At 69.1% G+C, this 25,745-nt stretch carries 16 protein-coding genes; 3 read left to right on the plus strand and 13 right to left on the minus strand.

The features are described 5' to 3' along the window. Nucleotides 1-5 precede the first annotated feature (5 nt). A complete protein-coding gene (locus tag RT97_RS23415) occupies nucleotides 6-281 on the minus strand; it encodes a hypothetical protein (RefSeq protein ID WP_042581229.1) in 276 nt (91 codons plus the stop codon). Between the two features lie 141 nt (nucleotides 282-422). Continuing rightward, entirely contained in the window at nucleotides 423-1,286 is an 864-nt protein-coding gene (locus RT97_RS23420) for a c-type cytochrome (RefSeq protein WP_042581230.1), read from the minus strand. Nucleotides 1,287-1,360: 74 nt separating this feature from the next. Between RT97_RS23420 and RT97_RS23425 the strand changes: the two genes are divergently transcribed. Genes RT97_RS23425 through ctaD form a run of 3 tightly spaced genes read left to right on the plus strand, consistent with a single transcriptional unit; the run spans nucleotide 1,361 to nucleotide 5,231 of the window. After that, nucleotides 1,361-1,795 (plus strand): c-type cytochrome, encoded by a 435-nt coding sequence (locus RT97_RS23425; protein ID WP_080898404.1) that lies wholly within the window; start codon nucleotides 1,361-1,363, stop codon nucleotides 1,793-1,795. Beyond that, a complete protein-coding gene (locus RT97_RS23430; protein ID WP_042581231.1) occupies nucleotides 1,792-2,727 on the plus strand; it encodes a cytochrome c oxidase subunit II in 936 nt (311 codons plus the stop codon). Before RT97_RS23425 ends, RT97_RS23430 begins: the two co-directional genes overlap by 4 nt. Beyond that, nucleotides 2,724-5,231, plus strand: coding sequence for a cytochrome c oxidase subunit I (ctaD, locus tag RT97_RS23435; protein ID WP_253278303.1), 2,508 nt, complete (start codon nucleotides 2,724-2,726; stop codon nucleotides 5,229-5,231). The genes RT97_RS23430 and ctaD overlap by 4 nt, the downstream gene beginning before the upstream one ends. On the opposite strand, the gene RT97_RS23440 is transcribed toward ctaD, so the two are convergent. From RT97_RS23440 to RT97_RS23490, 11 genes are all read right to left on the minus strand, one after another. After that, nucleotides 5,232-10,400: a malto-oligosyltrehalose synthase gene (locus RT97_RS23440; protein ID WP_042581233.1), complete on the minus strand. Its 5,169-nt coding sequence runs from the start codon at nucleotides 10,398-10,400 to the stop codon at nucleotides 5,232-5,234. Next, complete coding sequence (gene treZ / locus RT97_RS23445) at nucleotides 10,390-12,228, minus strand: malto-oligosyltrehalose trehalohydrolase (protein ID WP_042581234.1); 1,839 nt, start codon at nucleotides 12,226-12,228, stop codon at nucleotides 10,390-10,392. The genes RT97_RS23440 and treZ overlap by 11 nt, the downstream gene beginning before the upstream one ends. A gap of 55 nt (nucleotides 12,229-12,283) precedes the next feature. Further along, the gene (gene glgX / locus RT97_RS23450; protein ID WP_042581235.1) at nucleotides 12,284-14,446 is read right to left on the minus strand and encodes a glycogen debranching protein GlgX; all 2,163 of its coding nucleotides are present in this window, start codon (nucleotides 14,444-14,446) and stop codon (nucleotides 12,284-12,286) included. Nucleotides 14,447-14,503: 57 nt separating this feature from the next. Further along, nucleotides 14,504-15,259 (minus strand): mechanosensitive ion channel family protein, encoded by a 756-nt coding sequence (locus RT97_RS23455; RefSeq protein ID WP_042581236.1) that lies wholly within the window; start codon nucleotides 15,257-15,259, stop codon nucleotides 14,504-14,506. 36 nt (nucleotides 15,260-15,295) lie between these two features. Beyond that, the gene (gene treS / locus RT97_RS23460; RefSeq protein ID WP_042581237.1) at nucleotides 15,296-18,610 is read right to left on the minus strand and encodes a maltose alpha-D-glucosyltransferase; all 3,315 of its coding nucleotides are present in this window, start codon (nucleotides 18,608-18,610) and stop codon (nucleotides 15,296-15,298) included. Between the two features lie 19 nt (nucleotides 18,611-18,629). Then, a complete protein-coding gene (locus RT97_RS23465; RefSeq protein WP_042581238.1) occupies nucleotides 18,630-20,696 on the minus strand; it encodes an alpha-1,4-glucan--maltose-1-phosphate maltosyltransferase in 2,067 nt (688 codons plus the stop codon). Then, the gene (gene glgB / locus RT97_RS23470; protein ID WP_042581239.1) at nucleotides 20,696-22,594 is read right to left on the minus strand and encodes a 1,4-alpha-glucan branching protein GlgB; all 1,899 of its coding nucleotides are present in this window, start codon (nucleotides 22,592-22,594) and stop codon (nucleotides 20,696-20,698) included. The genes RT97_RS23465 and glgB overlap by 1 nt, the downstream gene beginning before the upstream one ends. A gap of 226 nt (nucleotides 22,595-22,820) precedes the next feature. Then, a complete protein-coding gene (locus tag RT97_RS23475) occupies nucleotides 22,821-23,132 on the minus strand; it encodes a hypothetical protein (RefSeq protein WP_042581240.1) in 312 nt (103 codons plus the stop codon). A gap of 127 nt (nucleotides 23,133-23,259) precedes the next feature. Further along, nucleotides 23,260-23,745, minus strand: coding sequence for a DUF421 domain-containing protein (locus tag RT97_RS23480; RefSeq protein WP_042581241.1), 486 nt, complete (start codon nucleotides 23,743-23,745; stop codon nucleotides 23,260-23,262). Between the two features lie 300 nt (nucleotides 23,746-24,045). Beyond that, the gene (locus RT97_RS23485) at nucleotides 24,046-24,288 is read right to left on the minus strand and encodes a hypothetical protein (RefSeq protein WP_042581242.1); all 243 of its coding nucleotides are present in this window, start codon (nucleotides 24,286-24,288) and stop codon (nucleotides 24,046-24,048) included. Nucleotides 24,289-24,427: 139 nt separating this feature from the next. Further along, complete coding sequence (locus RT97_RS23490) at nucleotides 24,428-25,723, minus strand: NRAMP family divalent metal transporter (RefSeq protein ID WP_042581278.1); 1,296 nt, start codon at nucleotides 25,721-25,723, stop codon at nucleotides 24,428-24,430. Between the last annotated feature and the right edge of the window lie 22 nt (nucleotides 25,724-25,745).

Here is a 25,745-nt window from a genome sequence, read left to right on the forward strand (position 1 = left end):
CGCGATCAGTTCCGGTCGGCGCGGGCCTGGCGCATCGGCGGCTCGCTCGACATGGTCGAACTGCTGCTCGTGCCTGCCGAACTCTGCGGCATCGGCGCGGCAGCCGGTGCGTTGTTCTGCGGGGTGGTGCCGGTGGTGCCCATGGGTCCGCCCACGGGGTTCTGCTGGCCCGCGGCGGTCGCGGGATTCGCGGGTGCGGTGGTGGGCGGGTTGCCCTGTGCGAAGGCGATGCCGGCGGTGCCGAGTGCAAGGGCTGCGATCAAGCTGGACGTGCGGTTCATGGTGATGTCTCCTGAGGTTTTCGCCGGGCGGATGTCCGGCGCAGTTCGAGACTGGGGGGGCGCGCGCCGCAACAGGTCGGTTGACGGCGCGGCCGGCTGTAGGAGACAGCAACGGCGCGGACGGTGCGAAGGCCAGGCCCGTCAGTCCAACGTCGCGAGATACGCCGCGATGTCCCGCGCGTCCTGTTCCGTCACGCCCATCTCGGGCATGGCGGTGAGCGGATCGACGGTGCGCGTGTGACGCAGCCACTGCACCATGTTGTCGGGCGTGTTGGCGAGCTTGCCGCCGATCGTGGCACGCCTGGCCATGCCGGCCAGCGGCGGCCCGACCTGGGGAAACGAACCGGTGGTGCCGGGAATGGTGTGGCACGCGTTGCAGGCATATTGCGCGAGGGCTCGCTGGCCGCGCCGCACGCTGTCCTGCGCACCGCCGGCCGCTCGCGGCCCCGGCCCGCACGCCGGCCCGCCAGGTGCGCCCTGCCCTGACGGCATCATCGGCGCGCTCGCCTGTGCGTACTGCTGCGGCGTCATGTCGGGCAGCCGCTCGAGAAACGCGACGAGCGCCCAGAGGTCCTGGTCGGAGAGGCGGTACTCCCATGCCGGCATGCCGCTCATCTTGATGCCGTTCTTCGTCACCCAGTAGAGCTCGCGCGCGTTCCAGCGCTGGCGCGCATCGACGAGCGGACCGGGCAGCGGCTGCATGCTCTTGCCGATGTCGCCCTGCGCCACGCCCGGTGCGCCGTGGCACTGCACGCACTTCTCGCGGTAGCAAGCGGCGCCGTGCACCACCTGCGCTTCTGCACCGAGTGCCGGCGGCTCGATGCCGCGGGCCCGCAGGCGCACCGACTGCCGCATCGCGGTTTCCAGGAGCGAATACACCGGTTGCGTGTGCTGCTCGGTCGCGGAGACGTTGTAGAGCCCGCCCCACACGAGCCATGCCCCTCCGGCCGCCGCGGCCAGGCCGAGCGTCGCGAGGGTGCAAAGGATGGTCTTGGGCGTCCCCATTTGGCGGCATTGTCTGACGCGCACCAGGGCACACGTGTCGGCGCAGGCCGCGTCCACGCTCGCAGAATCCGCAGATGGGCCCTTCCACTGCCGCTGTCGTCACTGCCGCTGCTCCTCGAGCCGCGCGCCCGCACAGGGCGCTCCCCGTTTCGGCCGCGCTGCTGGTCGCGGTTTTCGCGAGCGGCTGCGAGCTCGGCGAGCGCGACCTGCCGTACGGCGGCGCGCCATCGGCGCAACGCATCGCGGGCCAGCGCCTGCTCGCGCAGTACCAGTGCGGCAGCTGCCACGCCATTCCCGGCGTGCCGATCGCACAGGGCGCGGCCGCCCCGCCGCTCGGTGCCTTCGGACGGCGCAGCTACATTGCCGGGCGCGTGCCGAACCGGCCGGACACGCTGGCCGAATGGATCGTCGCGCCCGCATCGCTGGTGCCCGGCACGTTGATGCCGGCGATGGGCGTGTCCCCCGCCGACGCGCGCGACATGGCGGCCTACCTGCTCGCGCTCGAATGAGCAACGCGCCTTCGCAATCCGCACTGCAGGCCGCGGGGCCGGTCGCCGACACGCTGCTCGGCGTCACCGGCCTGCTGGTCGCGGGCGCGGCGCTGATCTTCCTGGGCGTGATGGCGCTGCTCGCGCTCGCAGCGCGCAGGCACGCCGGCACGCTGAACGCGCGCCTGTGGGTCATCGGCGGCGGGGTCGTCTTCCCGGCGGTGGTGCTGGTCGCGCTGTTTGCGTACAGCGAGTGGCACCGGCCGACATGGCGGGCCGTGCCGCCCAAGGATGCGCTCATCGTCGGCATCACCGGCCACATGTGGTGGTGGGAAGTGCGCTACCGCGACCCGGCCACCGGCGCGGAGATCGCGACCGCCAACGAGATCCGCATCCCCGTCGGCCGCCCGGTGTACTTCGGCCTCGGCAGCGCGGACGTGATCCACAGCTTCTGGGTGCCCGCGCTCGGCGGCAAGATGGACATGCTGCCCGGCCGCGTGCAGCACCTGCTGCTGCAGGCCGGCAGCCCCGGCACCTACCGCGGGCAGTGCGCCGAATACTGCGGCGAGCAGCATGCGCGCATGGCGCTGCATGTGGTGGCCGAAGCGCCCGCGGCCTTCGATGCCTGGCTCTCCGCCCAGGCCAGGCCCGCCACACGGGCGGCGTCCCCCAACATCGAACGCGGCCGCGAGGCCTTTCTCGCGAACCGCTGCAATGCCTGCCACACGGTGCGCGGCGTGAGCGAGGAAAGCCGCCTGGGCCCCGACCTCACCCACGTCGGAAGCCGCCTGTACCTGGGCGCGGGCACGGTGCCCAACACCCCCGAACAACTCGCCGCCTGGGTCGCCCACACGCAGCAGCTCAAGCCCGGCGCGCGCATGCCTTCGTCGGGCGAGCGCATCGACGCGGCGACCCTGCAGTCCATCGCCGCATGGCTGGGCCAACTGAAATGATGCACCCCACCGACCGCCCCGAAGGCGAACGCGAAGCGCTCGAACGCGCGTGGCGCGCGCCGCGCGGCTGGCGCCTGCTCTCGGCGGTCAACAACACGCACATCGGCGTCTTCTACATCGCGACCGCGATGCTCTTCTTCGTGCTGGCCGGCATCCTCGCGCTGATGATGCGTGCGCAGCTCGCGGTGCCGGGCAACGACCTCATCGGCGCGCAGACGTACAACCAGCTCTTCACGATGCACGGCACCGTGATGATGTTTCTCTTCGCGGTGCCGATCGTCGAGGCCATCGCGGTCTACCTCCTGCCGGGCATGTTGGGCGCGCGCGACCTGCCGTTTCCGCGGCTCTCGGCCTATGCGTTCTGGGCCTATGCGATCGGCGGCCTGGCGTTCTTCTGCACGATCTTCTTCGGCGAATCGCCCGACGGCGGCTGGTTCATGTACCCGCCGCTCACGAGCCGCGAGTTCTCGCCGGGCCGGGGCGCGGACTGGTGGCTGCTGGGCATCGGCTTCATCGAGATCTCCGCCATCGCGGGGGCCATCGAGCTGATCATCGGCATCCTCTTCACGCGCGCGCCGGGCATGACGCTCATGCGCATGCCGGTGTTCGCCTGGGCGATGCTGGTGAGCGCGCTGATGATCGTGTTCGCGTTCCCGGCGGTGATCGCGGCCACCACGCTGCTCGAGATGGAGCGCGCCTTCGACTGGCCGTTCTTCATTCCCGCGCGCGGCGGCGACCCGGTGCTGTGGCAGCACCTGTTCTGGTTCTTCGGGCATCCGGAGGTCTACATCATCTTCCTGCCCGCGGCCGGCATGGTCTCGGTGATGGTGGCAACGCTCGCGCGCACGCCGCTCGTGGGCCACCGCGCGGTGGTGCTGGCGCTCGTCGGCGTGGGCGCGGTGAGCTTCCTGCTGTGGGCGCACCACATGTTCACCACGGGGCTGGGCAACGTCTCGATGCTGGTGGTGTCGGCGGCCAGCTTCATGGTGGCCATTCCGAGCGGCATGCAGGTGTTCGCGTGGATCGCCACGTTCTGGCGCGGCCGCGTCACCTTCGATGCGCCCACGCTGTTCCTGCTGGGCTTTCATTTCATCTTCGTGCTGGGCGGGCTCACCGGCGTGATGGTGGCGGTGCTGCCCTTCGACTGGCAGGCGCACGACAGCTACTTCATCGTCGCCCACCTGCACTACGTGCTGATCGGCGGCATGGTGTTCCCGGTGTTCGCGGGCTTCTACTACTGGGCGCCGGTGTTCAACGGGCACCGGCTCTCGGAGCGCTGGGGCCGCTGGGTGTTCGGGCTGATGTTCGGCGGCTTCAATCTCGCGTTCTTTCCGATGCACATCGCGGGGCTCATGGGCATGCCGCGCCGCATCTACACCTACCCGGGCGACCTCGGCTGGAACGGGCTCAACATGGCCTCGACCGTGGGCGCCTTCGTGCTCGCGGCGGGCGTGCTGCTGTTCTTCATCGACGCAATCCGCACCCTGCGCCGTCCCGACAAGGACCACGGCAACCCCTGGGGCGCGGGCACGCTCGAATGGCTGCCCGCGCGCGACTACGGCGTGCGCAGCATCCCGGAGGTCGATTCGCTCTACCCGCTGTGGCGCGAGCCCGACCTGCCGCAACAGGTCGAGGCCGGCCGGCACTGGCTGCCGGGCACCGTCTTCGGCGGACGCGAGACGCTGGTCACCAGCATGCGCGACGCGCGGCCGATGCACCTGCTGAGGCTGCCGACCGACGGCTGGTGGCCGCTGGTGGCGGCCGTGGGCACCGCGGGGTTCTTCCTGCTCCTGACCGCGTCGCAGGCGGTGCTCGCGTTCGCTTGCGGGCTGCTGGCGATCGTCGCCATCCTGCGCTGGCTCTGGGCTTCAGACCAGCCGCCGCCAACCACGACCGCCAACGTGGGCCACGGCGTGCGGCTGCCGGTGGGCGCCACGGGGCGGGCCTCGCATTCGTGGTGGGCGGTGATCGTGCTGATCGCGGTCGACATGACGATCTTCGTGTCCTTCCTGTTCGCGCACATCCACCTGTCGATGGCGGCCGAGGTCTGCCCGCCGCCCGGCGCGGCCCTTCCGCCGCTGCGCTGGCCGCTTGCGTCGATGCTGTTGCTGCTCGCGGGCTCCGCCGGCATGGCGGTGGCCGTGCGGACGCTCAGGCAGCCGCCGAAAGAAGGCCAAGGCGCCGTGCGGCTGCTCACGGCCTTCGCCATGCTTTGCGCCGCCTGCGCGCTCGGGCTCGAACTCACGGGCCACTGGAAGGCCGGCCTGGATCCGCGCGACCAGGCCTGGAGCGCGAGCGTCGGCATGCTGCTCGGCTACCAGGCCTTCCACGTCGCCGTGCTGATGCTCATGGGTGGCTACCTGCTGGCACGCTCCTGGACCGGCAGGCTGCAGCCCGCGGCGCGAGCCACGCTCGACAACACCGCGCTGATGTGGCACTGCGTCACCGCGCAGGGCCTCATCGGCGCGCTCACGGTGCAGCTGGTGCCGGTCGTCCTCGCCTGATCACGGCGATGTGCCGACGACCAGCGCCGCCCACGGCATGTGGCGGAAGGCGTCTGCCAGGCGCACCGTGCCGGCAGCGGCATTCACCGTTTCGCCGGTCAGCAGGTTGTCGAGCGCGGCAGCGCCGAGGTCGGCCGGCAGCTGCACCGTAGTGCCGTTCCATCGGGCCGCATCCGGCAGCGCCGGCGTGGCCTCTTCATCCGCACCGTGACCAGAGAGTCCGACGAACAGCCGCGCCGCGACGATCACCAGCACCCGGCCTTCATGCCGGCGCGCGAACGCCACGACATGCTTGGCCAGCGGGCCTTCGACCGCCAACGGCTCGTAGCTGCCTTCGCGGAACAGCAGCGGCTGCGCGCGCCGCAACGACAGCAGACGCCAGATGAACCAGAGCTTCGCCTGGCCATCGTGCGGCGCCGCAGCCATCGCGCCGACGCGCGCGGCGAGGCCGCCTTCGTCGGCCATCGCATGGAGCGCATCGAGCCGCTGCTGCCGCAGCGCATAGTCCACCGGGCGCCGGTTGTCCGGATCGACCAGGCTCAGCTCGATGAGCTCGCTGCCCTGGTACAGGTCGGGCACGCCGGGCGAGCCGTATTTCAGCAGCGTGAGCGTGAGGCTGTTCCACGCGCCGAACCACGCCAGCCGGTCGGCCAGCCGCTGGATGCCGGGCAGGCAGGCGCCCTCACCGGCATGCTCGTCGTTTTCGGTGGGGATCAGCAGTTCGCGCACGAAGCCTTCCAGCGCGGCTTCGTACTCGGCATCGGGTTGCGTCCAGCGCGTGCGCAGCTTGGATTCGCGCGCGGCCTTCTGCATGTATTGCCAGATGCGGTCGGCAAACCCGGGCGCCGTTCCGGCGTCGAGCCCGCCCAGCGGCAAGGTACCCAGCAGCGTCTGGTACAGCAGGTATTCGTCGATGCGCGAGGGCGCCTCGCCGCCCACGAGCTTCTTGCGTGCGCCGCGGCACAGGCCGTGCCAGCGCGTCAGCGCCAGCATCCATTCGTTGGGCATCTCCGAGAGCACGTCGATGCGGTTGCGCACGTCCTCCGAGCGCTTGTTGTCGTGCGTCGAGGTGGCCAGCATCGTGTGCGGCCAGCGCAGCGCGCGGTCGGCGCTCAGCGCGTGGAATTCCTCCACCTCGATGCCGAACAGGTCGGGCTCGCCGCCCACCTCGTTGAGCGCGCTCAGCGGAAAGTAGCGGTAGAAGGCCGTGTCTTCCACACCCTTGGCCGCCACCGGCGCGCTGAACTGCTGGAAGCGCAGCGCGAAGCGGCGCACCCGCTCGCCCAGCGCCGGCGGTGCGGAGGCGACGGCCTCGCCGCGCAGCGCGCTGCGCACGAAGTCGAAGACCGACCGGTCGGCATCGCCGCTCTGCCGCGCGGCTTCGTTCACGGCTTCGTCGATGAATCGCGTGTCCTGTTCCGAAGGCCCGTCCACGATGTAGGTGCGGTAGACCGGCATGCACGCGCCGACATCGGCCAGCGCGCGCCGCAGCGCATTGAGCGTGTAGTCGCGCGTGCTGCGGTCGGCCCTGGCGATGCGCAGCAATTCGCTGGAGAGCACGTTCAGTTCCGACGACAGCGCGTTGCGCATCACCTCGCGCCGGCCCGCGCGGCAGATCGAGGCGAAGTCGTCCATCTCGCCGGTGAAGCGCTGCCACGCATGCACCACGCCGGCCTCGGCGGTGGTGTCGACCAGCACGCCGTTGGCCACGTTCGCGAAGCGGTAGCCGGTGGTGCCGTGCACATGCCAGCTGTCGGGCACTTCCTCGTGTGCGCCGGCGATCTTCTCGGCGACCACGTACAGCGGGCGCGCCGGCCGTCCGTCGACGTCGTGCGTGGGCAGCACGAGGCCGGCGCGGCGCGCATAGCCTTCCTGGAGCTGGCGGAAGTAGTCCGCCGGGTCGTAGAGCCCGTCCGGATGGTCGATACGCAGGCCATCCACCAGGCCGGCCGCCGCGAGGTCGAGCGCGAACGACTGCGTGGCCTCGAACACCTCGTCGCGCTCCATGCGCACGGCCGCGAGGTCGTTGATGTCGAAGAAGCGGCGGTAGTTGATCTCGTCCGCCGCCACCCGCCAGTGCGCGAGCCGGTAGGCCTGCGCCTCGACGAGCCGGTGCAGCGCATCGCGGGCCTCGGGCTGGGCGAGGTTCAGTTCCGCCACCGAGGCCACGAGCGCCTGCGCGACCGAGGGATGCTGCTGCGCCAGGCGTGCGAGCCGGGCCTTGAGCAGTTCCTTGTCGCGCACGCGCTCGGCCAGTTCGCCGGGCGACGGCGCATCGCGCCCGGGCAGCCGCGCGAACGCGGTACACAGGCTCGCGAGGCGCTCCGAAGCATCCCCGCCCTCGCCGCTCCCCAGGCGCGCCAGGGCGCGCCCGAGCACCACCGGATAGCTCTCGGGGGCCAGCGGGAACCGGTGGTCGAAATAGCGGATGGCGAAGCTGCCGCTTTCGTGCTCGAAGTGCAGCACCAGCTCGCCGCTTTCCAGCGCCTCGCCGTAGTGAACGCCCAGCACGGGCAGCAGCACCTTGCCGGTGAGCTCGACGTTCAGCGGCTGCCAATCGATGTCGAAGTGCTGCGCGTAGCGGGAGGCCGGGCCGTTTTCGAGCACGTCCATCCACCAGGCGTTGTCGGCGCCGAACACGCCCATGTGGTTGGGCACCATGTCCAGCAGCTGGCCGAGGCCGTGGTCCTTGAGCGCCGCGATGAAGCGCGCAAAGCCCTCCTCGCCGCCGATTTCGGGGTTGACCTCCGCATGCGCGACCACGTCGTAGCCGTGCATGCTGCCCGCGCGGGCGCGCTGGATCGGCGAGCAATACACGTGGCTCACGCCGAGCCTGGCCAGGTACGGCAGCACGCGGATCGCGTCGTCGAAGCCGAAGTCCTTGTGAAACTGCAGCCGGTAGGTGGCGCGCGGCACGCGGGTCTGCAGACCGGCGGGGGAGCTTCCTTCGGCGGCTGCCACCGGACGTGGCCGCGCCGTGCGCAAGGCCTCGCCGATGCTGCGCATGCGCTCGCCGGCCGCCAGTGCCGCGATTGCCTCGGGCAGCTTGCGGCGCCAGTTGGGGTGCTGCTCGACCGTGCCGGGCATGTTGGCCTGCGCCACCACCCCGGCCACGTCTTCGAGCTGCACCATCATCAGCGCCGAGGGCGCGGCGGCCAGGAAGGCATGCACCGCCTCGACGATGCGGGCGGACGGCAGCGCAAGCCCGGCCGCGTCGGCCACCTCCTGGCGGGACACCAGGCCGGCCTGCTGCAAGGCCTGCATCAGCGCGATGCGCTCCTGCATCCGGTCCGAAAGCTGCTTGTCGAAGATGGCCGGATCCGGGAACAGCTCCAGCGCGAGGCGCTCGCGCAGGTCGTTGGCAGTCCACCAGCCCGCGAAGGTCGCGAGGTCGTGCGTGCTGATCGCCACCAGCGCGGCCGACGGATACGCGCCGGGCGGCTGGAAGCGGCCGTCGTGCTGCTTCTCGAAATACAGCAGCCGGTACGACAGCACATCGGCCTTGGCAAGTGCATCGCGCACCGCGTCCTCGACCGTGCCGAGGTCTTCGCCCACCACCATGCAGCGGTGCCGGTGGCTTTCGATCGCCACGATGGCGAGCATCTCGTCCAGCGGGTAATAGACGTAGGCGCCTTCGGTCGCGTCGCGGCCCGGCGGAATCCAGAAGAGGCGCATGAGGCCCATCACATGGTCGATGCGCAAAGCGCCCGCGCCGCGCATGCTGGCGCGCAGCGTCTCGGTGAAGAAGCGGTAGCCGTCCGCGCGCAGGCGGTCCGGCCGCATCGGCGGCAGGCCCCAGCGCTGGCCGGCGGGGTTGAACTCGTCCGGCGGCGCGCCGACGCTTGCGCCCTGAGAAAAGACCTGCTGCGCGCCCCACACGTCGGAGCCCGCGCGTTCGACCGACACGGCCAGGTCCACATAAAGGCCCACGCCCATGCCGAGCGCATGGCAGCGCGCCGCGGCGCGTGCCAGCTGGCGGCTCGCCAGCCATTGCAGGAACTGGTGGAACTGCACGCGCTCCGCGTTGGCGATCGCGAAGGCCGTCACCTCGGCGGAATCGGGGTCGCGGTAGGCATCGGGCCAGGCGTGCCAGTCCCACGCACCGCCTTCGGTGGCGAGAAAGTGGGCCTGCAGGGTTTCGAACAGCGCGTGCTGGCGCAGCGCCTCGCCGCGCTCCGCCACGAAAGCCTGGAACTCGCGGCCGGTGTCGTCGGGCGCGGATTCCGGCGGCAGGTGCCGTGCGCGGAAGTCGTCGAACAGCATCGCCAGCACCTCGAGCTTGGCGGCGGCGACGCCGGTGTAGTCCACCAGCGGCGTGGCGCGCAAGCCCGCGAGCCGCGCCTGGAAATCGGGAGAACGCACGCGCTCGACGGCCGGCGTGCATTCGCCGAAGCCTTCCACCGCCTCCACGTCGATGTAGAGCACGTCGAGCTGCTGGCGCGACGACGGGCTGTACGGGCTGGTGTGCAGCGGCGTGCTCGCGAACAGCGCGTGCAGCGGGTTGAGGCCGATGAGGTCCGCGCCCTGCGCGGCCATCTGCACGGCAAGCTCTTCCAGGTCGCTGAAGTCGCCGATGCCCCAGTTGCGCGGCGATCGCAGGCTGTACAGCTGCACCGCGGTGCCCCAGACACGCCCGCCGTCGCGCACCGCCGGTGGCCGGTAGCAACGGCCCGGCGTCGCGAGCACGAGCGTCTCGCCGCGCAGGCCTTCGACGTGCAGCCGGTGGTAGCCGGCTTCGAGCGCCTGCGACATCGGCAAGGTGCGCTCGCTGAGCGCGAGCCCATCGTGTTCCGCGTGGCCGGTTTCGGCCAGCGCATCGACATCGATATCGCCCGCCTGCTCCCGCCCCTGCTCGTCGCTCAGTTGCCAACGCACGCGCCGCATCGAGCGCGGCAGCCGCAGCGGCACCGACCAGGCGGCGGCGCCGGCCTGCACCACCAGCACCGGCGGCAGCGACTCGGCGCGCTGCGCGCGGCGTGCCGCATCGAGCGCCTGGCCCGCATCGGACACGTTTTCAAGGCGCACGCCGAACTCCGCCAGCAAGGCGATCAGGCTTTGTGCCGACGCCTCCTGCCGCACGCCGAACGCGTCGAAGTAGCCGGTCGCGATGCCGTAGTGCTCGCAGAGTCGTCCCAGGTCGCCGGTGACGTGGCCTGCCTCATTCACCATGCACGGCCTCCAGCGTCACGTACACCGCGCCGCGCGCCAGTTGCTGCGCGCCGTCGTGCGCCTGCACGCCATCGCTGTAGATCGCCTCGCCGGGCGGCATCTCGACACCCGGTGCCGGTTCGGCGCCGAAGTGGGCCAGCATGTGGAGGCGCATCGGCGGCGCACCCTCGGCCTCGGGTTCCAGGTCCCATTGCACACGGAGCATGTCGTTCTCGCAGCGGTAGATGCCCGCACCCGCCATTCCGGCGAGCCTGGGCACGATGTAGCGGTGTCGCAGGGCCAGCAGTTGCTGCACCTCGCTGAGCCGCGAAAAATGCGCACGCGTGCCGCGCTCGCGCCAGCGCAGCTTCGATGCGAGGAAGGTCGCCTCGGCATTCGGGTCGGGAATGCGCGCACGGGCCGCTTCGTCCTTGAAGGCCGCGAACCCGCCGAACTCCGAGCGCCGTCCCTCGGACACCGCGGATGCGAGGTCCGGCCCGAAGTCGCAGAAGTACTGGAACGGCGTGGAGGCCGCGAACTCGTCGCCCATGAAGAGCATCGGCACTTGCGGCGACAGCAGCAGGCAGGCCATGGCCGCGCGCACCAGCACGGGATCGCCCAGCGCGTGGATGCGCTCGCCGAACGCGCGGTTGCCGACCTGGTCGTGCGTCTGCAGGAACGACACGAAGGCCTGCGGCGGCAGCCGCGTGCTCGGTTCGCCGCGCGCCTCGCCCTGGCGGAATGCGGAAGGCTGGCCCTGGTAGATGAAGCCCTCGGCCAGCGCCAGCGCGAAACGGCACACCGGGTCGTCGGCATAGTCGGCGTAGTAGCCGTCGCGCTCGCCGGTGGCCAGCACGTGCACCGCGTGGTGCAGGTCGTCGTTCCATTGCGCTGTGCCGGCCACCGGCAGGCCGCGGCCGTCGCGCATCAGCATCGAGGCCTGGTTGGTGTCGTTCTCCAGCACCAGGTGCACGTGGCGCTCGCGCGCCGGGCCGGCGTCGATCGCCTCGCGGATCTCGCGCACGATGTGCGGCCGCGTCTCGTCGTGGATGGCGTGGATCGCGTCCATGCGCAGGCCGTCGAAGCGGAACTCCTCGATCCAGTAGAGCGTGTTGTGGATGAAGAAATCGCGAACCGTGCGGGAGCCCGGCCCGTCGAAGTTGATCGCCGAACCCCAGGGCGTGCGGTGCCCCGCGTTGAAGAACTCGGGGCAGTACGCGTGCAGGTAGTTGCCTTCCGGACCGAAGTGGTTGTAGACCACGTCCAGCAACACCATCAGCCCGAGCGAATGGGCCTTGTCCACCAGCGCCTTCAGCTCGTCGGGCGTGCCGTACGAGGCATCGGGTGCGAACTGCAGCACGCCGTCGTAGCCCCAATTGCGCCGCCCCGGAAAGTCCGCGAGCGGCATGATCTCGACGGCGGTGATGCCGAGTTCGGCCAGGTCGCCCAGGCGCTCGCGCGCGGCGTTGAAGCTGCCTTCTTCGGTGAAGGTGCCGATGTGCAGCTCGTAGACCACCGCCTCTTCCCACGGCCGGCCGCGCCAGGCGTCGTCGGTCCACGCGAAGCCCCCGGGGTCCGTCACCACGCTCGGGCCGTGCACGTCGTCGGGGTTGTAGCGCGAGGCCGGGTCGGGCACGCGCGTGCCGTCGGGGAGCCGGTAGCTGTAGCTGTCGCCGGGCTTGGCGCCGGGCACGGTCAGGCGATGCCAGCCGCCGTCGCGCGTCATCGGCCTGGAGGCAGATCGGTGTTCGAGTTCGATGGTTTCCGCGGACGGTGCCCAGAGCGCGAAGTCCACGCCTTCGGCCTGCACCGTGGCGCCGAAAGGCATGCGATGTGAATGAACGGTCATCGGATCACCTCCGTGCTTCGCAATGCGGCATTCGCCCTGGGAGCGGCACGGCGGCTCATGGCCGCACGTCCGGCCGGCTCATCACCACGAGCGAGCGGCATTGCAGCGGATAGGCCGCCTCGCCCCACGCCGGCGCGAGCGACGCGGCGTCCTCGGTGGTCGGCGGCGGCGAATTGCTCGCGGTGTCCACCAGCAGGCGCCATGCGCCGTGCGGCATGGGCGGCAGCGTGAAGGAGATCTCGTCGTGGTGGGCGTTCATGAGCACCAGGAAGTCGTCGTCGTGCTGCACCTCGCCGCGTGGCCCGCGGTCGGCGATGCCGCCACCGGGGATGTACATGGCGATGCAGCGGGCGTTGGTGTCGTTCCAGTCGTCCGGCTGCATCTCGGCGCCGTCGGGCTTGAGCCAGTGCACGTCGGTGACCGTCTCGCCTTCGGCCGGCTTGCCCGCGAAGAAGGTGCGGCGCCGGAACGACGGGTGCGCGCGGCGCAGCGCCACCACGCGTTCGACGAAGGTCGCGAGCGCGAGGCGCTCGGGCGTCGGGGTCCAGTCGAGCCACCCGAGCGCATTGTCCTGGCAGTAGACGTTGTTGTTGCCCTGCTGCGTGTGGCCGCGCTCGTCGCCCGCGAGCAGCATCGGCACGCCCTGCGACAGCAGCAGCGTGGCCAGCAGGTTGCGCTTCTGGCGCTCCCGCAGCGTGACCACCTCGGGGTCGTCGGTCGGCCCCTCGACGCCGCAGTTCCACGACACGTTGTGGCTGTTGCCGTCGCGGTTGTCCTCGCCGTTGGCCTCGTTGTGCTTGTCGTTGTAGGAGACCAGGTCGTGCAGCGTGAAGCCGTCGTGCGCGGTGATGAAGTTGATGCTGGCGCTCGGCCGCTTGCCCGACCAGCCGTACAGGTCTTCGGAGCCGGTGACGCGCTTGGCCACCTCGCCGATGAGCCCGCCGTCGCCCTTCCAGAAGCCGCGCAGGCCGTCGCGGTACTGGTCGTTCCACTCGGCCCAGCCGAGCGGGAAGTTGCCCACCTGGTAGCCGCCGTGGCCCAGGTCCCAGGGCTCGGCGATGAGCTTGACGCGGTTCAGCGTCGGGTCCTGCCGGATCGCATCGAAGAAGCCGCCCAGGTTCTCGACCTTGCCCGATTCGCGCGCGAGCGCCGAGGCCAGGTCGAAGCGGAAGCCGTCCACGTGCATCTCCTCGGCCCAGTAGCGCAGCGAGTCCATCACCAGTTGCAGCGCGTGCGGATGCTCCAGGTTCACCGTGTTGCCGCAGCCGGTGAAGTCGTCGTAGTAGCGCCGGTTGTCGGCATTGACGATGTAGTACGAGGCGTTGTCCACGCCGCGCATCGAGAGCGTCGGCCCGAGCTGGTTGCCCTCGCAGGTGTGGTTGTAGACCACGTCCAGGATCACCTCGATGCCCGCGGAGTGCAGCGTCTTGACCATGGTCTTGAATTCCTTCACCTTGCCCGAGGCGCTGTAGCGCATCTCGGGGGCAAAGTAGCCGAAGGTGTTGTAGCCCCAGTAGTTCTGCAGGCCCTTCTCGGCCAGGTGGCGGTCGTTCAGGAAGCTGTGCACGGGCAAGAGCTCGACCGTGGTCACGCCCAGGCGCTTGAGGTAATCGACCACCGGCGCGCAGCCGAGCGCGGCGTAGGTGCCGCGCAGCTCGGGCGGCACGTCGGGGTGCGTCATGGTGAAGCCGCGCACGTGCATCTCGTAGATCACCATGTCCTGCCAGGGCACCGAGGGGCGGCGGTCGTCGCCCCAGGTGAAGGCGGTCTCCAGCACGCGGCCCTTGGGCATGAGCGGCGCGCTGTCGCGGCGGTCGAACGACAGGTCTTCGCGCTTGCTGCCGACGGTGTAGCCGTAGAGCGCGTCGCCCCAGCGCAGATCTCCCACCAGGTCCTTGGCGTACGGGTCCAGCAGGAGCTTGTGGGGGTTGAAGCGATGGCCCTCTTCAGGCTTGTAGGGGCCGTGCACCCGATAGCCGTAGGCCTGGCCCGGGCGCGCCTCGGGCAGGTAGCAGTGCCACACGCCGTCGGTGCGCTCGCGCATCGGAATGCGCTGCAGTTCCTGGCGGCCGCGGTCGTCGAAGAGGCACAGCTCCACCTTGTCGGAGTGCTGCGAGAACAGTGCGAAGTTGACACCCTCCCCGTCCCAGGTGGCGCCGCGCGGGTAAGGCCGGCCGGGCCAGACAGCCGTGATCGTTGGATTGGTTTTTCGTGTCATTCAGGTGGCCGGATTCAAGAGAGAGAGAGAGAGAGAGAGAGAAGAAAGATGTGCGTTTCAGCGCGGTGGCCGGTCGTTGTCGAATCGCGTGGGCGTGCCCACCGGGGTGACGCCGGGCGTCGGCGTCTTCGCGTCCTTGGCGTCCTTGATCTGCTTGGGCCACCAGCGCTCGATCTGTGCTTTTGCCCAGTCCTTGCCCGCCAGGCCGAATGCCAGGGCCAACGCAAAAACCACGCCCGCCAGGATCACGAGGAAGCTCTCGCGAATGATGTCGCCGCCCACCTTGATCTGGTCGAGCGCGATCAGGATGACGAAGGCCATCACCGCGTACTGCGCGACCTTGCCGAAGGCCACCGCGTCATGCATCTTCACGCCGCGGAAATAGCTGGCCACCGCCTCGCCCACGAAGCGCGCGAAGTACGAGCCGAAGGCCAGCACCAGCAGCGCCACGAACACGTTCGGCACGAACCAGACGATGCGGCCCAGAAGGTCCGCGATGTAGCTCAGGCCCATGCCGTTGAAGGCGATGAGGAGCGAGGCCAGGATCACCAGCCAATAGGTGAGGATGCCGAACAGGCTGCTGGTGTCGCCCGCAAGTCCCCCTTGCCGCAGGAAGTTGTCCAGCCCCGCGCGCTCGGTGAGCACATTGAAGTTGATGGCGCGCAGCGCCTTGGTCACGGCGAAGCGGGCCGCCTTGGCGATGAGCCAGCCGACGACGACCACCACCACCCCGATCAGGAGACGCGGGATGAACGCGCCGACCTGGTAGAGGATGGCGCGCAGCGGCTCCAGGTGAATACCGAAATTTTCCATGGTGTGTCTCTTGCGTTGAAGGTTGCGTCGGTGGCGTCAGGTGCGGGCCGGCTGGATGAGCGCGAGCACGCCATGCAGCGGCACCTGCGCCCAGTCGGTGCGGTTGTTGAGCTCGTAGCGCAGCTCGTAGAGCGCCTTCTCCAGCTCGAAGAGCGCGAGCAGCTCGGTATCGACCGCGTCGCCGTAGCCGGCCAGGAATGCGTCGCGCGTGGCCCGCTCCCAGGCGATGGCCGGGGCGGCGAGCCGCTCGGCCTCGTCGGTGCTCTGCGCCACCCGGCGCAGCGCCGACCAGCGCGCGTAGTTGAACGAGCGCAGCATGCCCGCCACGTCGCGCAGCGGCGAGCTCTTGGTGCGGCGCTCCTCGAAGGTGCGCGCGGGCTCGCCCTCGAAGTCGATGATGACGAAGTCGTTGTCCTTCACCAGCACCTGGCCCAGGTGGAAGTCGCCGTGGTAGCGCGTCTTGACGCCCGCGCCCTCGACCGGGTGGCGCGCCGCGATGCCGGCCTGCAGCGCGTCGGCCGCGGCGAGCAGCGTGCGGGCATCGGCCTGCGCGGCGGCCGGCAGCAGCTCGATGCGCTCGCGCAGCAGCGCGAGCGTGGCCGTGGCGTCGTTGGCCGCGTGCGTCTTGAAGCTCGCGAAGTCGGCGGCCGCCAGCGGCTCGGGATCGAACGCCGCGGCGCCGGTGCGCGCTGCCAGCGCATGGTGCAGCTCGGCCGTGCGCCGGCCCAGCGTGGCCATGAGCGCGAGGAAGCCGCCGTGCACCGCCGCCACCTCGGCGCTGTCGGGCGTCGCCGCGGCGTCGGTGGTGGCCGCGTCGCGAAGGAACCGTTCGAGGTAACCCAGCGTGTAGTCCCACCCGTCGCCCTGGTTGGCCATGTAGCTCTGCACCATCGCGAGCGTCATCGTGCGGCCGTCGTTGGTCATGTACTCGAGCGCGCCGAGCACCGGCACGCAGTTCGGGTAGCGCGCCACCTCGGTCAGGAAGCGGCCCATCTCCAGCTCGGGATTGATGCCCTCGCGCACATGGCGGTAGCCCTTGAGGAACAGCGTTTCGTTCAGCGTGACCACCGTGTTGCTGCTCACGCCGCTCGGGCGGCCGACGAGAAGCGCGTCGATGTCGACCGACATTTCCGCAAACGCGGCCGTCGGCTTGAAGACGAGCCTGCCACTGGCAGTGGGCAACTCGGCGCCCTTCTCGATGGTGCGCACCAGTTCGCGGCAGAAGGCCTCGTCGTAGAACGCATCGCCCATGAGGCCCACCTGCGCCTGCTGGCGGATGCGGGCGATGGCGGCCTGCGCCACCCCGGCCATGCGCTCTTCGTCGCGCTCTTCCCAGGCGAGCGCGAGCGGCATGAAGTAGGTCGCGCCGCCAGGCGGGCCTTCCAGGTCGAGCAGCGGCAGGAGCCAGCTCTGGCCGTTCGCCTCCCACACCGCGTGGTCGACCAGCCGCGCGCGCCGGATGGCCGTGCCCTTGGAGGCATACCAGCGCTGGATCTCGATGTGGCGCGGCAGCGTTTCCGTCTCGAACTGGGTGCGCATGCGCTCGGACATGCCGATGCGCCAGGGCATCACGCGTTCGCGGAAGAAGCTGGTCCAGCCGTCGAAGAGAACGAGCGTGGGCCACTCCTGCAGCGCCACGCCCTGCTCGTGCCAGCTGGGCGCATCGGCCTCGGCCGTGAGCTTGAACCAGTAGAAGCCGTACGAAGACAGCGTGAGCAGGTACGGCAGCTCGCCGATGGGCGGAAACGGTGCGCGGCCCAGCATCTCGATCGGCACGAAGCCCTTGAACTCCGACAGGTCCAGCTCCACCGGCTGCGCGGCGCGCGAGAGGTTGAACACCGTCAGGATCACATCGCCGTCGTGCTCGCTCAGGTACGCCAGGATCTTGCGGTTGCCCGGTTTCAGGAAGCGGCGCTTGCCGCGCCCGAAGGCATGGCTGGTCTTGCGCACGGCGAGCATGCGCTTGGTCCAGTTCAGGAGCGAGCTGCTGTCGCGCGCCTGCGTTTCCACGTTGAGCGCCTCGTAGCCGAACATCGGGTCCATGATGGGCTGCAGGTACAGGCGCTGCGGGTCGGCGCGCGAGAAGCCGGCGTTGCGGTCGGGGCTCCATTGCATCGGCGTGCGCACGCCGTTGCGGTCGCCCACGAACACGTTGTCGCCCATGCCGATCTCGTCGCCGTAATAGATGATGGGCGAGCCCGGCATCGAGAGCAGCATGCCGTTCATGAGCTTGACGCGGTCCAGGTCGTTCTCCATCAGCGGCGCCAGGCGCCGGCGGATGCCCAGGTTGATGCGCGCGCGCATGTCGGCCGCGTACATGGTGTACATGTAGTCGCGCTCCTTGCTGGTCACCATCTCCAGCGTGAGCTCGTCGTGGTTGCGCAGGAAAATCGCCCACTGGCAGCCCTCGGGAATGTCGGGGGTCTGCGCCATGATCTCCACGATCGGGTGCCGGTCTTCCTGCGCGATGGCCATGTACATGCGCGGCATCAGCGGGAAGTGATACGCCATGTGGCACTCGTCGCCGTCGCCGAAGTACTCCCGCACGTCCTCGGGCCACATGTTGGCCTCGGCCAGCAGGAAGCGGTTCTTGTACTGCGCGTCGATTTCCGCGCGCAGCCGCTTGATCACCGCGTGCGTCTCGGGCAGGTTCTCGTTGCTGGTGCCGTCGCGCTCCACCAGGTAGGGAATGGCATCGAGCCGGAAGCCGTCCACGCCCATGTCGAGCCAGAACTTCATCGTCTTCAGGATGGCTTCCATCACCGCCGGGTTGTCGAAGTTCAGGTCCGGCTGGTGGCTGAAGAAGCGGTGCCAGAAGTACTGCTTGGCGACCGGGTCCCAGGTCCAGTTCGACGTTTCGGTGTCTGTGAAGATGATCCGCGTGCCCTGGTAGATCTGGTCGGTGTCGCTCCATACGTAGAAGTCGCGCTCGGGCGAGCCGGGCGGCGCCAGGCGCGCGGCCTTGAACCACGGATGCTCGTTCGAGGTGTGGTTGATGACCAGCTCGGTGATCACGCGCAGCCCGCGCTTGTGCGCCTCGGCCAGCATTTCGCGGAAGTCGTCCAGCGTGCCGTACTGCGGGTGCACGTCTTCGTACTCGGAGATGTCGTAGCCGTCGTCACGCAGCGGCGACGGATAGAACGGCATCAGCCAGATGGTGTTGACGCCCAACTCCTTGACGTAGTCGAGCTTGGCCGTGACGCCCTGGAAGTCGCCCATGCCGTCGTTGTTGGAGTCGAAGAAGGCCTTGACGTTGAGCTGGTAGATCACCGCATCGCGGTACCACAGCGGATCGTCGCTGTTGTCGATCTCGACGGTTTCAAGCGCGATATGGGAGACGGGTGCGTTCATGGGCGAATCACCTTCTTTGTTATAGGAAATAGTCGAAGTCGCGTTCGTCGCCATGGCGGCGCCGGACCACGAAGATGTGCGCCGGCACGCTGTGGGGGTCCAGGCGCACGTAGTGCCAGTCGCCCTGCCACACGAAGCGCTGGTCGCTCAGGAGGTCGTGCATCTGGAACGCACGCCCGTCCTTCACGCCCACGCTCCCGGGCTCCAGCCCGACCCAGCCCCACTGCGGGTTGTGCGGATCGAGGTTGACCACGGTGACGATCACGTTGTCGCCGTCGGGCGATTCCTTGGCATAGGCCAGCAGCTGGTCGTTGTCCACGTGCAGGAAGCGAAGGCCCCGGTCCCACTGCAGCGCCGGGTTCTCGCGGCGGATGCGGTTTACCCGCGCGATGAAGGGCGAAAGGCTCGCGGGGTCGTCATGGTTCCAGTGGCGCAGCTGGTACTTCTCGGAATCGAGGTACTCCTCGCTCGCGGGGCCGCGCGGCAGGTGTTCGCGCAGCTCGTAGGCCGGGCCGTAGATGCCGTAGTTGGCAGCGAGCGTGGCGGCCAGCACGAGCCGCGACATGTAGACGGACGGCTCCCCGGTCTGCAGCTGCTCGTGCAGGATGTCGGGCGTGTTGGGCCACGCGTTGGGGCGAAAGTAGTCCGCGCCGGGGCCGCTGGAAAGCTCGGTGAAGTACTCCTGCAGCTCTTCCTTGGTGTTTCGCCAGGTGAAGTAGGTGTACGACTGCGAGAAGCCCAGCTTCGCGAGCCGGTGCATCACCTTCGGCCGGGTGAACGCCTCGGCCAGGAAGATGGTGTCGGGGTGCTCGCGCTTGATTTCGCCGATGACCCATTCCCAGAACGGGAAGGCCTTGGTGTGCGGGTTGTCGACGCGGAAGATGCGCACGCCCTCCCCAATCCAGTGGTCGAACACGCTCTTGAGTTCGGCCCAGAGGCCGCGCCAGTCTTCGCATTCGAAGTTGAACGGATAGATGTCTTGGTACTTCTTGGGCGGGTTCTCGGCGTATTGCACAGTGCCGTCGGGGCGCCAGCGAAACCAGTCGGGATGCGCCTTCACGTAGGGGTGGTCGGGCGCGCACTGGAAGGCGATGTCCAGCGCGATCTCCAGGCCGTGTTCGGCGGCGCGTGCGAGCAGGTGCCGAAAGTCGTCCGAGGTGCCCAGCGCCGGCAGGATCGACTTGTGCCCACCCTCCGCCGCGCCGATGGCCCAGGGGCTGCCCACGTCCTCGGGGCCGGCTTGCAGCGCGTTGTTCGGGCCCTTGCGCTGCATGCGACCGACCGGATGGATCGGCGGGAAATACAGCACGTCGAAGCCCATCGCGGCGATGGCCGGCAGGCGCGCCTCCACGTCCCTCAAAGTGCCGTGCACGCCCGGCTCGCCGGTGGAGCGCGGAAAGAGCTCGTACCAGGTGCTGAAGCGCGCACGCTCGCGGTCGGCCACCAGCGGCAGTTCGACCGGGTGGCGCACCGCATGGCGGCGGTCCGGGTGGCGGCGCGCGAGCTCGGCATATTCGTCGTCCAGCGCCAGTGCCTTGAGCGAAGCGACATCGGACGCGGGGTTGGCCGCGCCGGCATCGAGTTCGGTGGCCCAGCGCTGCAGCGCGCTGCGGTCGGCACCCTCGGCGCGCCCGGCGGCCGCGGCGATTTCCAGCGCGCCCACTTGCGCGGCAATGCGCACGTCATCCGGATCGACGCGCCGCGTGAGCTCGTGGCGCCAAGATTCGAACGGGTCCACCCAGGCCACCGCGGTGTACAGGTAGCGCCCGAGCGACGGCGGGGGGAACGCGGCCTCCCACACGTCGTTGCCCAGCGGCTTCATCGGTACTTCGCGGAATTCCTTCTGGTCTTGCGCGCGCCAGCACAGCTGCACGCGAAGCACGTCGTGCCCGTCGGTGAAGCAATGCGCGCGCACGGCGACCCGCTCACCGGCCACGCACTTGACGGGAAAGCGGCCGTTGTCCACGCACGGAAACACCGCGTCGATGACCGCGCGGACGGCGCCGTCGGCCTGCTGGATATCGGCGCTCGGTGCGACATCGGTTGCCGCGGCGGATGGGGTCTTCGTCGAGAAAATGTTCTTCATCAGGGCCGGTGCTCCAGGATCAGCGTGGACAAGGGAGGCAAGGTGATGCACACCGATTGCCTGTGTCCGTGGGAACGCACGGGCGCCGCCTCGACGCCCCCGAAATTGCCCCAGCCCGAGCCGCCGAACTCGGCGGCGTCGGTGTTGATTACCTCGCGCCAGTGGCCACCCAACGGCACGCCGAGCAGGTAGTTGGTGCGCGGCACCGGGGTCATGTTGCTCACGACGAGCAACGGCGGACTGCCGTCGCCGGCCTTGCGCAGGAATGCAAAGACGCTCATCGCCTCGTCGTCGGCGGTGACCCACTCGAAGCCCGAGGACGAGAAGTCCAGCTGGTGGAGCGCCGGCGCGCCGCGGTACACGCGATTGAGCTGGGCCACCAGGCGCTGCAGGCCGCCGTGCCCTTCCTGCTCGCACACCCACCATTCGAGCTCGCCGTCGTGCGTCCATTCGCGGCGCTGGCCGAACTCGCCGCCCATGAAGAGCAGCTTCTTTCCCGGGTGCGCCCACATGAAACCGTACAGCGCCCGCAGGTTCGCGAACTGCTGCCACGCGTCACCCGGCATCTTGTTGATGAGCGAGCCCTTGCCGTGCACCACTTCGTCGTGCGAGAGCGGCAACACGAAGTTCTCGTTGAAGGCATACACGAGCGAGAAGGTCAGCTTGTGGTGGTGGTACTTCCGGTTGACCGGGTCCTCCTTCATGTAGGCGAGCGCGTCGTGCATCCAGCCCATGTTCCATTTCTCGCCGAAGCCCAGACCGTCCATGTCGGTGGGCCGCGAGACGCGCGGCCAGGCGGTCGATTCCTCGGCCACGGTGACGGTGTCGGGGTGCTCGCGGTAGACGGCGCGGTTCAGCGTCTGCAGGAAGTCGATCGCTTCCAGGTTCTCGCGGCCGCCGTGGCGGTTGGGAATCCATTCGCCGTGCTTGCGCGCGTAGTCCAGGTACAGCATCGAGGCGACCGCATCCACCCGCAGGCCGTCCAGGTGATAGAGGTTGAGCCAGAACAGCCCCGACGACACCAGGAAGCTGCGCACTTCCGCGCGGCCGTAGTTGAAGATGCTCGAGCTCCACTCGGGGTGGAAGCCCTGGCGCGGATCGGCGTGCTCGTACAGGTGCGTGCCGTCGAAGTAGCCCAGGCCGTGCTCGTCGGTCGGAAAGTGCGAAGGCACCCAGTCCAGCAGCACGCCGATGCCCTGCTGGTGCAGGTGATCGACCAGGTACATGAAGTCCTGCGGCGAGCCGAAGCGCGAGGTCGGCGCGAAGTAGCCGGTGGTCTGGTAGCCCCACGAGCCGTAGAACGGGTGCTCGGTGACCGGCATGAGCTCCACGTGCGTGAAGCCCATCTTCGTCACGTACTCGGCCAGCTGGTGCGCGAGTTCGCGGTAGCCGAGGAACTGGCCGTCCTTGCGGCGCCACGACCCCAGGTGAACCTCGTAGACCGACTGCGGCGCATCGAGCGCGTTGTGCGGTCCGCGGTTGGCCATCCAGTCCGCATCGCCCCATTCGTACGAGAGTTCGCAGATGCGCGAGGCGGTGGCGGGCGGCGGCTCGGCGGCGAAGGCGACCGGGTCGGCCTTGTCGACGGTGTAGCCGCCGTGGCGCGAGCGGATGCGGTACTTGTAGGCCTGGCCGATGGCGGCATTCGGCACATGTCCGCGCCAGATGCCGGTGCCGTCGGGGCTGGGCTGCAGCGGGTCGGCGTCGCCCGACCAGTAGTTCCAGTCCCCGACCACCGAAACCGATTCGGCGTTGGGCGCCCACACGGCAAAGTGCGCGCCGCCGCCGTCTCCGGCATTGGCGGGGTGGCACCCGAGCACGTCGTACAGGCGGGAGTGCGTTCCTTCACGGAACAGGTAAGCGTCTCGATCGTCCAGCGATGAATGGTTCAGCGGCACGGCGTTCCTTGATGGGGGGCCCGCGGAACGGTTGTTCAAGGAACGACTCTGGCCTCCGCATGGCTGTCACCAATCTGAAGGAGTGACGGGCATGGCAGCTACGGTAGGTGTCTCCTCGCCGTGTCGGAGAGTTGCCCGTATCGCGCAACGCACGGGCCAAGGATGAAACGGCCTCCCGAAAATACGGGGCGACCCAGGCGAACTTCTGGCTGAGTTCTATCGAGCTTCAGGCGGCGAGCGCGTCGCCCTCGCGGGCCGCGAACCGTGCACCCCGATGCATCGCGAAGTCGCCGAGCGTGAGCGTGACGACGGGCTGCCGCGGATTGGCCCGGTAACGCGCGACCACCGCGGGTTCGATCGCATGGAAGTTGTTCCTGCAGACATCCAGCAGGCGCTGTCCGACCTCGCGCGTGCCGAAGCCGTCGTGAAGGGTGTCTTCCGAAATCTGCGCCACGATCCGTGCGCCCTGCGGCCCGTCGGGATAGACGGCAACGCGCACCGACGCGGTATCGAAACAATAAATACCCTCGAAATCCATTGCCGTGTCTCCTTGTTGGGGTGCTTTCGCGGCAAGCATTGAAGGCGCGCAAGCGCAGGAAGCCCACTGGAATTCGGCGCATGTTCATGCAGGAAGCGTCCTACACAACCCGTACCGCCTCCCTGGTTCATGTCTTGTACTTGCGCACGCTGAGTTCGCCGTCGCTCTCCAGCATCACGAGTCGCACGTCGGAGAGTTCGGCGATGCCCTTCTCCCGAAGCTTGGACATCAGTTCGTCGACCGTGATGAGTTGGCGGCGCAGCGTCCGCTGGACGATGCGCCCGTGCTTGACCAAGGGCTCGGGAGGCGGTTCGATCAAGCGCGACACCAGCGGCGAGTGGTAGCTGCCCCAGTCGAGCAGGTAGTTCCAGGCCACCAGCGTGGAGATGAGCACCAGCCCGTCGCCGATGGTCTTGTATTCGCCCTGCATCGCGTTGCTCGAGGCATCGGCGACCAGCACGACGAACAGCAAGTCGGCCACGCCGAGCGAGCCGACATCGCGCCGCAAGAGGAAGCGAAACACCAGCAGCAGGAACCAATAGACCACCGTGCCGCGCAGCACCATGTGCCAAGGCAGCATCTCCAGGCGAAAGAGTTCCGAGAGCGAATCCATGGGTTGCCTCCCTCCGGCGTTGGCGGGTGCCGTTTGTTGTCGGGTGGCGTCCGACGGCTCAGGCCGAACCCGTGGACACCGGTTTCGTGATCGTCGCGTTCGCCCTGGCTCCGAGCGTCATCTCCCTCATTGACGACACCAGCAGCGCGCTGTGAGCCTTGCGCGGGCCCGTTCAAGAGGCTGCGCAATTGCGCGAGCGCCGACGGCGCGGGCGACGCCGATGCTGCCGGCCGGGGGTAGAGGGCCGCCTTCACCTTCATTGCCGTGGCCGGTGGCGATCGGCAGTGGGCACCTCGGCGGTCAGCGCCTTTGCGCCTCGCCTTCCTTCTGCTCTTCTTTCTCCTTCTCCGCCGAAGGCAGCTTCACCTTGGTGACGGTCACCGACACCGGGTCGCTGGCGGGAAAGGACTCTTCGACGCCACTGTCCAGCGCGTCCTCGCTGGCGGGCTGCTCGACAGGTTTTCCGTGGTCGGCAGGCTTGCCGTGGTTCTCCGATGTGGGAAAGGGAAACGGCTTCTGTTCTTTCTCTTGCTTGGCGGTCATGGTGCGCTCCTGGCGATGTGGACCCCTCCTCGAAAAAGGAAGGCGTCGGGCGATGGTGGTCCGGTTCTTCAGGCGAGCGGTCGGATGGCGTTGCGCCTGTGCGTGGGAGCAGTCCCGCGCCGCGGTACCGGCGGCACCGCTACGAGGCGAAGCTCGTCACGACGAAGGCAACCGACGCCACCGCCATCGCGGCCGTCGCTGCCCAGCCCAGCACGCGCCACCCCAACGGCAACCGAAGATCGCCCATGAGCCTGCGGCTCCCGGCCGCGAGCATCACGCCCACCATGATGGGCACCGACATGAGCGAATTGATCACCGCCGCCCACACCAGCGCCTTCATGGGGTCGATGCCGATCAGGCTGATGGCCATCGCGCACACCATGGCCGCGGCAAGGATGGCGTAGAACGCCGGCGCCGCGCCGACGGGTTTCTCCAGCCCGCGGCGCACCTTCAGGAATTCGGCGCACGCGTACGCGGCGGAGCCCGCGAGCACCGGCAGCGCCAGCATTCCCGTGCCCAGGATGCCGAGCGCGAACAGCACGAAGGCCGCATCGCCCGCCACCGGCCGCAGCGCCTCGGCGGCCTGCGCGGTCGATTCGACATCCAGCTGGCCCCCCGCATGCAGCGTGGCGGCCGCGGCGACGATCATGAAGAATGCGATCGCGTTGGAAAAGCCCATGCCCAGCCAGGTGTCGAAGCCCAGCCGCCGCAGCTGCGCGGGCGCCTGGTGCGGCGCCTTGTGGAGCGGCTGGTCTTTCTCGACGCGCTCGATCTCCTCGACCTCCTGCGCGGCCTGCCAGAAGAAAAGGTACGGGCTGATGGTCGTTCCGAGGATCGCGACGACCATCTTCACCGTCTCGGCATTCCAGGTCACGTGCGGCAGCACCGCGCCCGAGAGCGCCGCCTTCCAGTCCACGTGCGCGACCATGGCCACGCCCACGTAGGCGAGCAGCGAAAGCGTCAGCCACTTCAGGACGCGCACATAGCGCCGGTACGGCAGCCAGGCCTGCAGCCCCAGCGAGACCGCGCCGAAGGCCAGCGCGTACAGCGCCTCGGGCCCGCCGATGGCCAGCCGCGTGACCTCCGCCATCGCGCCGAGGTCGGCCGCGAGATTGACGATGTTGGCAACCAGCAGCATCAGCACCGCGGCCGCCACCACCGGCCGCGGCCAGAGCTTCGCGAAGGCCGAGGTCAGCCCGCGCCCGGTGGTCCGCCCGATGCGCGCGCTCGCGAGCTGGATGCCGACCATCAGCGGGTAGGTCACCAGCAGCGTCCAGCCCAGGCCGTACCCGAACTTGGCGCCGGCCTGGGTGTACGTGGCGATGCCGCTCGGGTCGTCGTCGGCCGCCCCGGTGATGAGGCCCGGGCCCAGCTTGCGCCAGAAGCCCCGCCCCTCCTCGGGCGGTGCCGCCTGCCCCTCGGCGGGCGGGCCCAGGCCGTCGAGGCCCTTCAGCGGC

Origin of the sequence: Variovorax paradoxus (assembly GCF_000834655.1) — a bacterium.
Classification (GTDB): Bacteria; Pseudomonadota; Gammaproteobacteria; order Burkholderiales; family Burkholderiaceae_C; genus Variovorax; species Variovorax paradoxus_F.